The sequence below is a fragment of the Stenotrophomonas sp. 22DLJC03 genome, from assembly GCF_056861405.1.
The window spans coordinates 918,479-932,908 of sequence record NZ_JBSPUG010000002.1 but is presented as its reverse complement, the minus strand read 5'-3'; the positions used below and the strand labels follow the sequence as shown (position 1 = coordinate 932,908).

At 67.1% G+C, this 14,430-nt stretch carries 20 protein-coding genes; 19 read left to right on the top strand and 1 reads right to left on the bottom strand.

Annotated features, from left to right (window positions below; translation table 11 throughout):
* Nucleotides 1-80 precede the first annotated feature (80 nt).
* From AC13GA_RS10200 to AC13GA_RS10185, 4 genes are all read left to right on the top strand, one after another.
* On the top strand, nt 81-1,121 hold the full coding sequence (locus AC13GA_RS10200; protein WP_482998018.1) for a hypothetical protein: 1,041 nt from the start codon (nt 81-83) through the stop codon (nt 1,119-1,121).
* Entirely contained in the window at nt 1,118-1,999 is an 882-nt protein-coding gene (locus AC13GA_RS10195) for a TolB family protein (RefSeq protein ID WP_426353425.1), read from the top strand. The genes AC13GA_RS10200 and AC13GA_RS10195 overlap by 4 nt, the downstream gene beginning before the upstream one ends.
* Nucleotides 2,000-2,061: 62 nt before the next feature.
* Nucleotides 2,062-2,604: a GFA family protein gene (locus tag AC13GA_RS10190; protein ID WP_482998017.1), complete on the top strand. Its 543-nt coding sequence runs from the start codon at nt 2,062-2,064 to the stop codon at nt 2,602-2,604.
* Entirely contained in the window at nt 2,597-2,905 is a 309-nt protein-coding gene (locus AC13GA_RS10185) for a DUF6958 family protein (protein ID WP_006368465.1), read from the top strand. The genes AC13GA_RS10190 and AC13GA_RS10185 overlap by 8 nt, the downstream gene beginning before the upstream one ends.
* Here AC13GA_RS10185 and AC13GA_RS10180 read toward each other — a convergent pair whose 3' ends face one another.
* On the bottom strand, nt 2,906-4,261 hold the full coding sequence (locus AC13GA_RS10180) for a sigma-54 interaction domain-containing protein (RefSeq protein WP_136637986.1): 1,356 nt from the start codon (nt 4,259-4,261) through the stop codon (nt 2,906-2,908).
* 396 nt (nt 4,262-4,657) lie between these two features.
* On the opposite strand from AC13GA_RS10180, the gene AC13GA_RS10175 reads away from it, so the two are divergent.
* From AC13GA_RS10175 to AC13GA_RS10105, 15 genes are all read left to right on the top strand, one after another.
* Nucleotides 4,658-5,191, top strand: a complete 534-nt coding sequence (locus AC13GA_RS10175; RefSeq protein ID WP_482998016.1) for a hypothetical protein — start codon at nt 4,658-4,660, stop codon at nt 5,189-5,191.
* A complete protein-coding gene (locus AC13GA_RS10170) occupies nt 5,188-5,805 on the top strand; it encodes a hypothetical protein (protein ID WP_430766120.1) in 618 nt (205 codons plus the stop codon). The genes AC13GA_RS10175 and AC13GA_RS10170 overlap by 4 nt, the downstream gene beginning before the upstream one ends.
* Before the next feature lie 43 nt (nt 5,806-5,848).
* Nucleotides 5,849-7,165, top strand: coding sequence for a hypothetical protein (locus tag AC13GA_RS10165; RefSeq protein WP_012511147.1), 1,317 nt, complete (start codon nt 5,849-5,851; stop codon nt 7,163-7,165).
* Nucleotides 7,166-7,264: 99 nt separating this feature from the next.
* Entirely contained in the window at nt 7,265-7,969 is a 705-nt protein-coding gene (locus AC13GA_RS10160) for a C39 family peptidase (RefSeq protein WP_046985579.1), read from the top strand.
* A 13-nt stretch (nt 7,970-7,982) separates the two neighbouring features.
* Nucleotides 7,983-8,732, top strand: a complete 750-nt coding sequence (locus tag AC13GA_RS10155; protein WP_482998015.1) for a hypothetical protein — start codon at nt 7,983-7,985, stop codon at nt 8,730-8,732.
* A 46-nt stretch (nt 8,733-8,778) separates the two neighbouring features.
* On the top strand, nt 8,779-10,071 hold the full coding sequence (locus tag AC13GA_RS10150) for a transporter (RefSeq protein WP_482998014.1): 1,293 nt from the start codon (nt 8,779-8,781) through the stop codon (nt 10,069-10,071).
* Between the two features lie 301 nt (nt 10,072-10,372).
* On the top strand, nt 10,373-10,663 hold the full coding sequence (locus AC13GA_RS10145; protein WP_005416648.1) for a RebB family R body protein: 291 nt from the start codon (nt 10,373-10,375) through the stop codon (nt 10,661-10,663).
* Nucleotides 10,664-10,706: 43 nt separating this feature from the next.
* Nucleotides 10,707-10,976, top strand: a complete 270-nt coding sequence (locus AC13GA_RS10140; protein ID WP_046985582.1) for a RebB family R body protein — start codon at nt 10,707-10,709, stop codon at nt 10,974-10,976.
* Nucleotides 10,977-11,002: 26 nt separating this feature from the next.
* Nucleotides 11,003-11,269 (top strand): RebB family R body protein, encoded by a 267-nt coding sequence (locus AC13GA_RS10135; protein ID WP_006446865.1) that lies wholly within the window; start codon nt 11,003-11,005, stop codon nt 11,267-11,269.
* A 60-nt stretch (nt 11,270-11,329) separates the two neighbouring features.
* Nucleotides 11,330-11,602 (top strand): RebB family R body protein, encoded by a 273-nt coding sequence (locus AC13GA_RS10130; RefSeq protein WP_005416651.1) that lies wholly within the window; start codon nt 11,330-11,332, stop codon nt 11,600-11,602.
* Between the two features lie 70 nt (nt 11,603-11,672).
* Entirely contained in the window at nt 11,673-11,909 is a 237-nt protein-coding gene (locus tag AC13GA_RS10125) for a RebB family R body protein (RefSeq protein WP_046985584.1), read from the top strand.
* Complete coding sequence (locus tag AC13GA_RS10120) at nt 11,906-12,490, top strand: RebB family R body protein (RefSeq protein ID WP_482998013.1); 585 nt, start codon at nt 11,906-11,908, stop codon at nt 12,488-12,490. The genes AC13GA_RS10125 and AC13GA_RS10120 overlap by 4 nt, the downstream gene beginning before the upstream one ends.
* 47 nt (nt 12,491-12,537) lie before the next feature.
* Nucleotides 12,538-12,885 (top strand): hypothetical protein, encoded by a 348-nt coding sequence (locus tag AC13GA_RS10115; protein ID WP_014037265.1) that lies wholly within the window; start codon nt 12,538-12,540, stop codon nt 12,883-12,885.
* 20 nt (nt 12,886-12,905) lie between these two features.
* Nucleotides 12,906-13,985, top strand: coding sequence for a hypothetical protein (locus AC13GA_RS10110; RefSeq protein WP_295377208.1), 1,080 nt, complete (start codon nt 12,906-12,908; stop codon nt 13,983-13,985).
* Nucleotides 13,982-14,428, top strand: coding sequence for a hypothetical protein (locus tag AC13GA_RS10105; RefSeq protein ID WP_482998012.1), 447 nt, complete (start codon nt 13,982-13,984; stop codon nt 14,426-14,428). Before AC13GA_RS10110 ends, AC13GA_RS10105 begins: the two co-directional genes overlap by 4 nt.
* Nucleotides 14,429-14,430: the final 2 nt, after the last annotated feature.

The window sequence follows — 14,430 nt, the reverse complement described above, 5'->3', positions numbered from 1 at the left end:
AGCCTGAGCCTCGATATCTGCGTGGTCAATCCCCCGCGCACCCGCAACGATGGAGGCACCTTCGGTAGGGGATCACGCACATGGATCGACGGCAGTTCCTGGCTACCCTGACCGCTGCGGCGGCGTCCAGCGCCCTGCCCTCCGGGTGGGCCCTGCCCAGCCACAGCGAAGACTGGAAATGGCTGCTGGGCAACTGGCAGGTCCGGCATCAACGCCTGAAGGAGCGCCTGGCAGGCGATACCCGTTGGGAGTCCTTCACCGGCTCAAGCGCGGTATGGCTGACCCTGGGCGGACTCGGCACCATCGATGACAACGTCATGGCGCTGCCTTCGGGCCCCTACAGGGGCCTGGGCGTGCGTGCGTTTGATCCGGTGTCTTCCACGTGGTCGATCTGGTGGATCGATGGCCGCAACCCTGCCCATATCGAAGCCCCCGTGCGCGGCGCTTTCGAGGGCGATGCCGGCAGCTTCCGCGGCACCGACCGGGTCGACGGGCGCCCGATCGACGTGTGGTTCCGCTGGCATGACATCCACGGCGAGGAGCCGTGGTGGGAACAGGCGTTCTCCGACGATGCCGGTGCGCATTGGGAAGTGAACTGGCGCAACTGGTTCCGCCGCACTGCTGCGACCCCCTCTCCACTTCCGAGGCTGCCGGATGCACCGGGTGATTTTGATTTCCTGGTGGGCCATTGGAACGTGCGCCATCGTCGCCTGCGCGCTCGGCTGACAGGCAGCGATGCTTGGGACGCGTTCAACGGCACCCTGCACAACTGGCCGGTACTGGGAGGCTTCGGCAACGTCGGTGACAATCTGATGGACGTACCTGGAGCGCCGCTGCGCGGCATGGGCATCCGCGCCTGGAATGCGGCTGAGCGGCACTGGCTGAGCTGGTGGCTGGATGGCCGGGAGCCGACGCGGATCGGCGCGCCACTGCGCGGTGGTTTCGAGGCCGGAGTCGGCCGCTTCTTCGGCGAAGACCAGCACGACGGGCGAGCGATCCAGACGCGGGTGATCTGGTCACGCATCACACCGCGTTCGGCACGCTGGGAACAGGCGGCCTCGACTGATGGTGGGCGCAGTTGGGAAACCAACTGGGTCAGCGATTTCGAGCGACAGGCATGAAGGCGCTGCTGGCCGTGATGCTGCTGGTTTCTGCGTCGCCTCCCGCGTCTCCATCAAGGGTGCTGCAGATCGTCGGCCCCGGCCAACGCTTTGCCCCGGGCGTTGCCTCCACGCAGTACGACGAGATTCGACTGACCTTGAGCCCGGACGGAAAAACCGCACTGTGGTTCAGCCGCAACCGGCCCGGAGGTCCGGGTGGGTATGACATCTGGGTCTCGCGCCACGACGGGCAGCGCTGGCGACCGGCGACGCCGGTCTCGTTCAACACGCCGGGACGTGAGTTCGATCCCGCGTTCTCCGCCAATGGCCGTGTGGTGTACTTCTGTTCGGATCGTGCAGGCGGCCAGGGCGGCGACGATCTGTATCGGGTCAGCATGGGTAGCGAGGGTCGATTCGGGGAGCCGGTCAATCTTGGCCCCGCAGTGAACAGCGCGGCCGATGAGTTCGCGCCAATGCTCTCGCCGGACGCAGGCACACTGCTGTTCTCCAGCGATCGTGCAGGCGGTGCGGGCGGCCATGACCTCTACGTCGCAGCGATGGTCCGTGGCGTGGCGCAGCCCGCGCGGCCGCTGCCCGGCGACCTCAACACCGCGGCACAGGAGTTCGATGCCACCTTCCTTGGCGACGGCCGAACGGTAGTGTTTGCCCGCGCTCTGGACTTCGGCAATGCACCGGTGCGCCAGTTCATTGCCTACGCTCGTGGGGGCCGTTATGACGCGGGCCATGCGTTGCCGGCCCCCTTGAACGAGGCCTCCGGCGACAGTTACGGCGCAATGCTCGATGGCTCGCAACCCGGCTCGTTGACCTATTCGGCGCGGCGCGCGGACGGCACAGGGCTGGATCTGTACCGCATCCGCTACCAGATGAAGCGCCCTTGACGGTGGATGTTGTCGATTTTCGCAGCCCCGGTTCGTCGAGAGAATGAACACCCCAGGAGAAAATGCAGATGCCCTCCCATCAGTCCCTCGCCTGCGCCTGCGGCCAGGTCCGCCTGACCGCCACGGGCCAACCCATTGCCACCGTCGAATGCTGCTGCGACAGCTGCCGCAAGGTCGGCGCCATGCTGCAGTCGATGCCTCGAGCACCGGACGTACTGGGCCCGCATGGCCAGACGCTTTTCGTAATGCATCGCAAGGATCGCGTCAGCATCGATGCAGGACATCCCTTGCTGCGCGCGTTGCGGTTGTCCAGCAGGGGCGGCAGCCGCCGCGTCCTGGCGAGCTGCTGCAATACGCCGCTTTTCCTGGAGTTCAGCGGCGGCCATTGGCTGAGTCTGTATGGCCTGTTGTGGCCGGCATCGACAAGACCCGCCGTGGAGATGCGGACGATGGTCAGTGATCTTCCTGATGCGTCTGTCCTTCCCGACGATGTGCCGAACCTGAAAACCCGGTCACTGCGGTTCTATGCCCGGTTGATGAAGGCGTGGATCGCCATGGGCTTCCGCAGCCCACGCATCGAGGTCGCCGGAGACAGCCATGTCTGAGCCCGAGCGGATCGAGATCGAAAGCATCACCACGCCCGGTCACATCCAGCGCGTGGATCGCGCCAAGTATCTCGCCATGCGCCACGCCTTGCTCTTGAGCTTGCCTGCGCAACCGCCGGGCCTGACGGTTGCGCAGGCGAAACAGGCGCTGTTGCCGCACCTGCCCGCCTCCCTGTTCCCGGCAGGGGCCACCGCCGGTTGGTGGTTGAAGGCGGTGCAGCTGGACCTGGAAGCCAAGGGCGTGATCGAGCGCGTCGCGGGCAAGCCGTTGCGCCTGTTCAAGCACCTGCCGGCCGGCTGATCAGCGCTGCGCAGGCAGTTCCAGCCGGTGCTTGCGGCACAGCCGATACACCGTGACCCGCGAGATCTGCATCTGCCGCGCGCATTCGGAGACGTTGTAGCCGGTCTGGCGCAGGGTCTGCAGCAGCACATCGCGCTCGGCCTGGCCGCGTGCGTCGTGCAGCATTGCACCCGGCAAGCTCGGGGCCGGTGCGCCCAGTTCCAGATCGCGCTCGCTGATCAGCTCGCCCTCGGCCATGATCGCCGCCCGCTGCACGCGATTGAGCAGTTCGCGTACGTTGCCGGGCCAGTCGAAGCGCCGCAGGGCCTGCAACGCTGCCGGGGCGAAGCCACGTGCGCGCACCGCATGGCGCAGGCGGAAGCAGCGCAGGAAGTGCTCGGCCAACAGCTGCACGTCGCCTCCGCGCTCGCGCAGCGGCGGCATCGGCAGCCGCAACACGTTGAGCCGGTAGTAAAGATCACTGCGGAACCGCCCCTGCGCCACCGCCTGCTCCAGCTCGACATGGGTCGCGGCAAGCACCCGCACATCGGCGCGCAGGGGCTGGCTGCTGCCGACACGCTCGAAGGTGCCCTCCTGCAGCACCCGCAGCAGGCTGGTCTGTGCTTCGGCGGGCAGGTCGCCCACCTCATCGAGGAAGACGGTGCCACCATGGGCCGACTCGAACACGCCAATCTGGCGCTTGTCGGCACCGGTGAAGGAACCGCGCTCGTGCCCGAACAGTTCCGATTGCACCAGGTTGGCCGGGATCGCACCGCAGTTGACCGCAATGAACCGCTTGCCGGCGCGACCTGACAGCGCGTGCAGTGCATGCGCTGCCAGCTCCTTGCCGGTGCCGGTCTCGCCGGTGACCAGCACCGGCAACTCCACCGGTGCGAACTTGTGCAGGACGGTACGCACCGCGTGCAGTGCCGGGCTCTCGCCGATCAGTGCACGTGGCGTGCTGCCATTGCACGCTTCATCCGGCGGCGGGTCGTCAGCATCGAACTGCTGGCGCATTGCGCTGACCATGTCCTGCAACCCGAACGGCAACGTAAAACGTGCCAGGCAGCGCTGCAGCAACGGCAACCACGCGGGCGGAACGGCACCTGGACTCGGCGGCATTACCGCCAGCCAGGGCAGGTGCTGATGTTGCTCGATCCAGGGCAGCAGCAGTTGCAGCGCGGCTGCATCCAGGTGCCGTAGATCAAGCACGGCGAGCAGACGATCGCGTCCGCGCAGGCCGATCGCCATGGCCGGATCAGGATGGATGCTGCGCACATACCAGCCTGCCGCAGCCAGCGCACTGCGCTCGCTGGCCGACGGCTCACCAAACCACAGCACGCAACGTGATGTAGAAGCTTCCGGGACCGCTGCCATGCTTCCCCCAGCATCCGGACACCGTCGGCGGACTGTCAGCCAATCACCGGCGTGCCACCCTCCGCCGAGACCTCTACGGCCACCGCGGCGGCCTTTGTTAGGCGGATCCTAGCGCTTCGCTAAACGGCAGCGCAATGAGCGCCGCGTCAAGGAATGCTCGGCTGAAGCCGCACCGTTGCAGTCCGCACCGACACCTGTAACAACAATGCGACAGTCCACCGGGCGCCTTGCCCTGCGGCGCTTGGCACGGCGCAATCGCAACATTTCTTCGACTTGCCTGTAACACCCTGGCAGCAGCGAAGCCTGACACCGGGTGCACCCCGTGTTGCCTGGTGGGCGTTCTGCAGTTGGCACGGTTGATGCGTGGTTCCGCCGCACCCATCGCGGGAGATCGGCATGGACGGTGTCACCCCAGTTCTTCGCAGACTCGCCCCTTCAGTGGCCGTCCTGCTGTTGCTGCTGCCTGGAATTGCGGCCGCATCGGGCGCCCGCCAAGGGGTGAAGCCGCAACCGGGCGAAATCGTCCTGTTGCGCGACGTATCGGCACGTCCGGCCTATCGCATGGCGCCACCGGGGATGGCGTTGATTGCCGACCCGAAGCCGCAGCGCGAGATTGCCGCAGCGCTCGGCAGCGGTGGCTCCTCGACTGGCATGGACGAGCTCAGCGACGACGACTATGCCGGGATGGGTGCAGGTCACACGGCCATGGTCGCGGCGCCTGGCGGCACAACGGTAGAGCGCGTGACCCAACAGGCCCTGGGCGGCACCCTGGGGCGTGGCGGCGATGGCATGGTCGGCAGCAACCTGGGGGGGGGCATGAGTGGGCCGCTCGGCGCGGTCGGCAGCAGTACCCGCGGTATCGCCGATACCGTGCGCGGCGCACTGGCCCAGTTCCCGCTGCAGGGCACTGCCCCGGCAGGTGGAAAATGAAACGCCTGCGCTGGCTGCTGCTGTTGCTCGGCGCGACGCCGCTGGGCGCACTGGCCGATGACTACAGCGGCATGCTCGCCTACCTCGACGTCGCCCGCATCGACGGCAACGCACTGGCCGGCGCCAGCGGTGCCATCGCCGTGAACCAGGCCGCCGGCGACCTCAACCTGCAGGCCAATCTGCGCGGCATTGCCCACGGCGGACTCGCCGACGTAGCCATCAGCGCCCAGCAGCTGCAGCGCGGCAACCGGGTGCTGTCGGCGCCGATGGAGGCGTCCGCGCTCATCGGCGGCAACGCGTTGGCCGGTGCCAGCGGCATCGCTTCGATCAACCAGGCCAGCGGCATCGCCAACACGACGCTCAACGTCGTCAGCGCGACGCTGGCTCGACAGGGCATACGCGAATCCGACGACACGGCCCTGGCCGCCGAAGGTTCCGCGTTGGCAGGGGGGCGGGACGACGCCGGTCGCGGCGTTGCGACGGGGACCCGCAGCGCCGGTGTAGCCAGCACCGCACTGCGGGGATTCGACGGGGTCCTGCAACTCAATCAGATCGCGGGCAGCGGCAACGAGACAGCCAACGTGCTTGGCCTGGTCGTGCAGGACCGCCCGTGACAACCACCCAACCGATGCACCACCTGATGAGAGAGAGGGCACCATGAAAGCGACCGTCAAACAGACCATGCTCGCCATGGCGATTGCCACTGCCTCGACCGCCGCTGCGGCCAATGGCTGGGACAACCAGAACGCCAATGCGAACATCAACCACAACCACACCGTCAGCGAAACCCGCAACGACACCCACAACCATACCGACAACGACGTACGCAACCGCACCGTCAACGTCAATGTGCAGAAGCACAGCAACATCCAGGCCGACGAACGCAAGGAAAAGAACAACCACGGCGTCGACGTGAACCTGGAGAAGGACCTGCGCCTGAGCACCGACATCAACTTCTCCGGTGACCCGAACATCACCGGCGACATCGATCTCGACTCCGCCGCCATCGCGGTGATCGACAACCGGCAGTCGATCAGCAACAACGCCACCAGCAACAGCCTGGTCACCAATAGTGCCTCCATCGGCGACAGTGTCGGTGCCGGCGCTTCGGGCAACCTCGGCTTCAACGTGGTGTCCGGCGACAACAACGCCCAAGACAACGCCGCGTCGCTGTCCGCGGCCGATGCATCCTTCAGCTTCGGCATGGCCGATGCCGAAGTTTTCGTGAACCAGGCCGGTTTCGGCAACGCCACCATGAACTCCGGCGTCACCAACGCCGCGGGCCTCGGCGGCAACGCCTTCGGTGGTGCTTCGGGCAACATCGGCGTGAACATCGCCTCGGGCAACAACAACGAGCAGAAGAACGCGCTCGCGGCCTCGGTGGCGACCACCGCTGTGGCGCAGTCGAGCATCAGCTCCAACCAGGTCTCCACCGGCAACACGGTCAGCAACGCCGGCTTCGTGCAGTCCTACACGGACACCGTGCAGGTCGGCATGCGTGGCGGCGTCAGCGGCCTGACCCTGGCCTATGGCGCGGGCACCTACCGCGGCACCGGCAACGCCTACCAGATGGCCAACTACTACCTGGATACGTGGAATGGCGAGCTGCCGCACCCGGGTGGCAACAGCACCGGCCACATCGACCTGGACAACGAGATCCAGAACGCCACGATGAACCCCAACCGGCCGGGGGTGGGCGGCCTGGGCTTCGATACGCGTGAGAGCGGTACCAGCCAGTTCGTCGAACTGGGCGTGGCCGATCTGTACGCCAGCCTCAGCGGCACGGTCAGCACCACGCGCTGGGTGAACGTCAACGCGACCAACACCTCGGCGTTGTCCGGCAGTGCCTTCTCTGGCGCCTCCGGCAACATCGGCGTGAACGTGGCGGCGGGTACCGGCAACCTCCAGGCCAACAGCCTGGCCCTGGCTGTCGCCCAGCCCAGCACCGGCGGCGGTGGTGGCAGCGGCGAGTAAGCGCAACACCCCGGCCGTCCGCCAATGGCCGGGTTCCCGGGAGCCCCTGTTCCTCCTCCCCCTTGGGACAGGGGCTCCCCCCTGCTGCCGGAGAACGTGATGATCCGTTGCCGCCTCTCGATGCGCCTGCTGGCGATGCTGTTGCTGCTGGGTACCGCCTCCGCGTGGGCGGGCGAGGTGCGCTTCAGCGGCGTACTGCCCAATGGCGCGTTGCTGCAGCAGAAGGTGGAGAGCATGCAGGAGCGGCGCTACCGCAACGTGGTGCGCCAGCACACCGACTACAGCTGCGGGGCCGCCGCGCTGGCCACCATCCTGCGCCACGCCTACCACCTGGATACCGACGAGGCGACGGTGATCGAGGGGATGATGGGGGTCTCCGATCCCGCACTGGTGGCCGAGCGCGGTTTTTCGCTGCTCGACATCAAGCGCTACGTGGAATCGCTGGGCATGCGCGGCCGCGGCTACCGTATCGACGAATCCCGTCTGCGCACCTTGCGCGTCCCCGGCCTGGTGCTGATGGACGTGCGCGGCTTCCGCCATTTCGTGGTGCTCAAGCAGGTCCGCAACGGCATCGTCGAGGTGGCCGACCCGATCCTGGGCAACCGCAGCCTGGCGCTGCCTGAATTCCTTGCGGCCTGGCCATCACGCGCAGTGTTCGTGGTGATCGGCAGCGACTTCGACCGCAACACCGCCCTGCTGCAACCCAGCGAACGGCCCAGTGCGCGCGCGCTGTATGCGCGGCAGGGGCCGATCACCGATGCCGAACTGGTCGACTTCGGCTTCAGCCATGCCGACCTGTTCTGAAGGAGGTTCGACCATGTTCCGCCAACCGCTGATGATGGCCCTGCTGCTGGCCTTCCCTGCCCTGCCCCTGCAGGCGGCAGAGGGCACGCCCGGTCGCGGCCTGAAGGAAATTCCGGACCCGGAACTGAGCCTGATGCGAGGCCGCTACACCGTGGGCGGCAACAACGTGGCCTGGTTCGGGGTGACCATGGTTTCGCAGTGGCAGGCCGGCAACGGCGCCACCCTGCAGGGCGCATTGACCCTGGCCATGGACTTCCGCGGCGGCGGTGCGCCGAAGCTGAGCTTCCAGCCCAGCGTGCATGTGACCGCTGCTGATGCGCCACTGCCGGACACCCGCGGCCGCAGCATCGACAGCAGCGGCCTGGCCAACGCCAGCGGCCTGGTGCAGAGCGTACAGGTGGCCGGCGATGGCAACGTCGCCCGCAATGTCACCACGCTGAGCGTGCGTGATGGCGAGGTGCCTTCTGCAGCGAGCGAGGGTGCGCGTTCGGTCAGCGCGCAGCAGTCCGGCGCAACCGCGACCGCGGTGCTCGATGGCAACCAGGCCCGCCTGCTCCTGCAGGTGGATGGCCAGGGCCTGGTGCAACAGTGGATCCGCAATGGCAGCGTCGGCCAGGGCATTGCCCTGGCCGGTGATGGCCAGATCGCCTGCAACCAGCTGCGGCTGGAGCTGGTTCGCAACACCGTGGGCGGCAACCTGCCGTTGAGCCAGAACGTGGCCCAGGCGATTGCGTTGAACCGCGGCATGGGGCCGGGCCAGTAGCGCGGCGCGGCATTGGGGGAAGCGCTTCACAACGCAGGACACGAACATGCACACCCTTCTGAGGATCACCCCACTGGCGCTGGCGGCGCTGGCGGGCACCGCGCTCGCCGCACCGCCCACAGGGGACGACGGCGCCGACGTGCGGGCGCTGGCCAACCAGTTGGAACAGCTGAAGGCCAACTACGCACAGGAAGTGCGGCGGCTGCGCGAACTGGATATGCAGGTGCAGGCGATGCAGGCACGATTGAGTGGCCGGGTGGGCCCAGCCACAGCGACGCCCGCCGCGCCGCTGGCCGCGGCAGCCGCCGCAGCCGTTCCACCCAGCAGCGAAGGCTACGCCAGCACCGCCGCCGAGGCGCAGCAGGCCAAGCAGGAGTCGAGGCGCAGCGTGGATGATGTCAAGCAGCAGCAATCCGCGCTGTTCTCGCGGCGCTTCACCATCGAGAACAGCCTTACCTACGCCCGCTACGACCGCAAGCAGCTCACCCTCAACGGCTTCCTTGCCCTGGACGCGATCTTCCTCGGCAACATCGCCATCGAGAACGTCGAATCCGATTCGTTGACCTACAACGTTGCGGCTCGCTGGGGCGTCAGCCCCAACCTGACGCTGAATCTGGATGTGCCTTACCTGGCGCGACGCACGGTCTACCAGAAGGGTGGTGCCGGTGGCGCAGCGGCGGCCATCGCGCAGGAGGAAACCAACGGCAACGGCCTGGGTGATATCGGTCTGAGTGCGAACTACCGCCTGTTCGGCGAGCGCGGCTGGCGCCCGGAAACCGTGCTCACTGCCGGCGTGACCGCGCCGACCGGGCGAGCGCCCTACGGCCTGGACTGGAAGGTCATCGAGCGCGACGACGATGACTACATCCGTTTCGCCGTGCCACGCGAGCAACCCACTGGCAATGGCGTGTGGCAGGCCAATGTCGGCCTGTCGATGGTCAAGACCGCCGATCCGGCGATCCTGTTCGCCAACATCGGCTACGTGCACTCGATTCCGCGCGGGTTCAACGACATCGACAGCAATCCGGACACGGTCAATCCCGGCGACGTGAAGCTGGGCGGCTCGGTGTACTTCGGCGCGGGCGTGGCGTTCGCGTTCAACGAGCGCACCAGCCTCAGCCTGTCCTTCAGTGACCGCATCAGCGCCCGTGCCTCCACCCGATTCGAGGGCGGCAAGTGGATGAAGGTGATCGGCAGTGACGCCAACGCAGCGTCACTGAATCTGGGCGTGACCTATGCGCTGAACCAGCACACCACCCTGGTGACTCTGCTTGGCATCGGCCTGACCCCGGATGCGCCGGACTTCACCCTGGCGTTCAAGATCCCGTACATGCTCTGACCCGCCCGATTCGGCGACGACGTGGCCGCTGCCCGTCGCCGCCGAATCGCGGCAGCCGCGTGCGTTGCCCTGTGTGTCCTCCCGGGCAACGCGCCAGCGCTAGCGATGACGGCGTTGATCATCGATTCCGCCGTATTCCCGCCGCACCTTCACGGTGATCCGCCCGCATTCTCCGTCGATTCCGCCAATCCGGCGGCGACGCCATTTCCTACTCTGGCCCCACGGTGAAGCCCAGGCCGCTGCAGGCAACGCACCGTGACACTGGATACCACGCACTTCCACCTTTTCGCAGGAGCAGGACATGGCATTTCCAACCGCGGTAAACGACCAGATCACCGATTCGGTCACCCAGGCCAACACCAAGGTGCTGGGCGACGCGCCCGCCGTGGCAGTGGGCAATCTGTACCAGGCCACCGCCCAGGCACTGGCCAATGCCGCGCACAACGCCACCAACGCACAGCAGCAGTCCTACGTGACCGCGCAGTCGGCCACCACCATGGGTGTGGCCACGCTGTACTCGATCGATACCGCCACCACGGCGGTAGCGAGCAAGGAAATCCTCAGCACCCGCGTCCGCGGCCTGGGTTCCTGATCTGTCGTTCCGTAGCTGACCCGCCAACCTCAAGGAGATAGACATGGCATTCCCAACCGCTGTAAACGACCAGATCACCGATTCAGTCACCCAGGTCAATACCAAAGTGCTGGGCGACGGCCCCGCCGTGGCCATGGGCAACCTCTACCAGGCCACCGCGCAGGCGCTGGCCAACGCCGCCCACAACGCCACCAACGCCCAACAGCAGTCCTATGTGACGGCGCAGGCAGCCACCACCATGGGCGTGGCCACCCTGTACGCGATCGATACTGCCACCACCGGCGTGGCCACCAAGCAGATCCTCGGCGCGTGATGCGCCGGAAGGCAAGGAGCTGAGCCATGGCATTTCCCACGGCCGTCAACGACCAGATCACCGACTCGGTCAGCCAGGCCAACCTGCAGGTGCTGGGCGTGGCGCCTGCCACGGCAATGGGCACGCTGTACCAGGCCACCGCGCAGGCGCTGGCCAATGCCGCCCACAACGCGACGCTCGCCCAGCAGCAGATGTATGTCACGGCACAGGCCGCAACCACGATGGGCGTCGCGCTGCTCTACGCCGTCGATACCGGCGCCACCGGCGCCGCCACCCGGAAGATTCTCGGCTGATTCCATTGAGTGCCGGCAATCTCCGTTCCTGTAGTGCTGTCCACCCTAGGAGCTTCCACCATGGCATTTCCCACCGCCGTCAACAGCCAGATCACCGATTCGGTCTCGCAGGTCAACACCAAGGTGCTTGGTGATGCGCCGGCCATCGCAATGGGCAACCTGTTCGTGGCCACCAGCCAGGCCCTGTCCAACGCGGCGCACAACGCCACCAACAACCAGCAGCAGTCCTACGTGACCATGCAGGCGTCGACCACCCAGGGGGTGTCCACGCTGTATGCGATCGACACCGCCTCCAACGGCGTGGCCACCCGCGAAATCCTGGGTCTGCGCTGACGTGTCGGCCCGGCGTGACGCCAACCGCCGCGCCCCCGCTCAGGGCGGCGTCACGTCGGGCCCCTGATCGATGGCCGGATCGCCTGCCACCGGCTACCTGCTGGCTGCAACCAGCACTGGCTCCGGGATGGCGATCGCCCTCGCCCCCTCGTTCGCGATGTCCGCCACGTACCTGGCGATGGCCGACAGTCTTGGCCTGGCAATGCAGAACGCGGTGGCCAACCAGCAACGCGGCCAGGTGACCGCCGGGGCAAGCCTGGCCCAGGTCCTGGCCCTGATCATCCAGAAGGGAGCCGTTCCGTCATGAGCAGTGAGAACACCGTCAACAGCCAGATCGTCGACAGCGTCAGCGCCGCCTCGACCCTGCTGGTGGCCCAGGGGCCGGCGCAGTCCTTCAGCATGCTGGACATGGTGATGCTGGAGACGTTGGGCACCGCCATGCACAACGCCGTCGCGCGCCAGCAGGGTGCGGGCATGGTCAGCAACGCAGCGGTCACCGCGACCTGCGCGAAGATGATCAATGCCCCCTGGCCGGTGCCGCCGCCCGCTCCGGAACCTCCTCCGCCGCCACCGCCGCAGGTCATCCCCCTGCCCGGCCCGGTGCCGGCGCCCCCTTCGCCTGCGGCAGTGATCGCCGCGGCCACCGCAGAAGGAAAGACCGCCATCAGCGTCCTGCAGGCACAGACCCACGGTGCCACTGCCGACGCTGCGGCCGCTACCAGCAGCCTGCATGCACTCGAAACGCTCGCAGGCAATGCGGCAGCGCCCGCGCCCGGTCCTGCGCCCGACCCCTCGTCCGGTCCGGATCCGGCCGCAGGTCCCGCCCAGGATTTCGCGCCAGACTCCCCCTCTTCCCCGGCCACAGGCAACACTGACGCCGGGGCCTGACACCACACAGGCCGCCTGCGGCCGCACCCGCCCATCAAGGAGCCCGTATGGACCCGAGCAACGTCAACGCCCAGGTCATCGATGTGATCAACCAGGTGCAGACGGCCACCATGTCCGCGACCGTGGTGAAGACCAGTGGCGCCGGCAAGGCCTACCAGTCGGTAGCCCAGTCTGCAGCGATCGCCGTGCAGGATGCCGCCGACGCCCTGCGCAATGTCTCAACCATCGCGACCACCGCAGCCGGCGTGGCAATGGCCCAGTACCTGGCGACGGGGGACGAAAAGTATGCGAGGGTGCTCACGCAGGCGCAGACCATGATGCAGGGGGCCACCGACGACTTCACCCGGGTCGGCAGTGCCGCTGCGACCGTCCTCAAGGATTTTCCGGCCCAGTGAGGCCGCCAGGAGAGCCACGCATGAGCGTTTTCATTGCCGGTCGTTCCATCCCCCAGGCCAACCAGATCAGTCAATCCTGCAGGCATGTCCTTCAGTTCATCGACGGCGGCGAGCACTGGCTGAAGTGGGCCATGGAATCGCATGAGCACCGTTACGCCTTCTCCGACGAGGGTACGATGCTCGATGGGGTGCAGCAGGGTCTGCACGGTTCGCGCATGACATGGTTGCCGCGCATCGGGTTGCAGATCGGCCCGATCAAGCTGCTCAGTCTGGGTACCAGTGAACTCGGTGCCCTGCGCGACATCGAGTTTGGCGATGAGACGCGCCTGTCGCATAGCGAGGCACAGGGAGTACTGGCAAGACATCGGCTGCTGACCAATACCGAACTCGGCGCCTCGCGTGCGTTCCTGGCCTCGATTGGCGCAGCCGACGCTCCGCTGCTGCAGCAACTGGATTTTCGTGAATCGGTGGCGCTCCACCAGCTAGCCGGTGAGGTGGGAATGTCCGCCGCAGGGCGCGAGGACCTGGCCGACGCCGCCAGCTTCGCGCTGCTGCACGCGCGCAGGCCCATCGAGTTTGCCGACTACTTCCGCTTCTACCAGCGGGTGAGCGCAGGTGGCGGCGGCCGCGAGCATCGGCTGACGCGTGCCACCCGGGCGTTGCAGCAGGTGCTGCCGATCCTGTTCGGCTTCCTGGACGGGCCGCAGCTGCCACAGCTGCCGTCGCCGGAGCAGGTGCGCGAGGCAATCGCCGCAAGCCTGGCCGCGAACCGGCAGATCGGCTACGCCCGCATCTCGCTGGCCGCCCAGCAGATGGCCGCATGCTTCGACAACGATCCCGACTTGCTGCTGGACGACAGCCGGCTGCGCGAGGCCGCGCGTTGGCAGTTGCGCGATGCGCAGGAGTTCCTCAACGAGCATCCGGTCTCCCGTGGCCAGCTCGGCCAGGATGGTGCCAGCGTGCAGTTCGCGATCGATGGCTCCAGGGCGCAGGCGCTGGTGCAGGTGGAGGACAATGTGATCACCCTGCAGGACTACCGCCGAACCCGCCGCTACCTGGGCGATGAAGCACAGGTTGGCTATCAGGCGGATACGGTGTGAACCCGCTTCCGGCGCCGGGTGGCGATGGCGTGCAGGCAGCGACGGAGGCCCTCGCTTCGGCGGCAGGCACGGCCGTTGCTGCCGGACGCATGGCGGCCCGGCAACAAGCGCAGAAGATCCTGGCCGATGCCCAGGCGGCATTGCGCCACATCCTGGGGGAACGCAGCGACGGTGTTCTCCCCTCATCCCCAGCAGGAGCACCGACGATGACCTTCCCGACCCCGCTTCCCGGTAAGCCTACTCCCGCCCATCCGGCGGGCAAAACCCCGATGGAAATCGCCCAGGAGCTGGCGGACGCCGCGATGGCTGCCAGTGAAGAAGGCATCCGCGCCGCGATGGAGGTTTCGCAACGCGCGGTCGAGGCCGCCGCCGAAGCGGCACGCCGCGCGGACGAAGCCGCCGAGCAGGCCGTGCAGCGCGCTGCTGAAGCAAACACACGGTAACG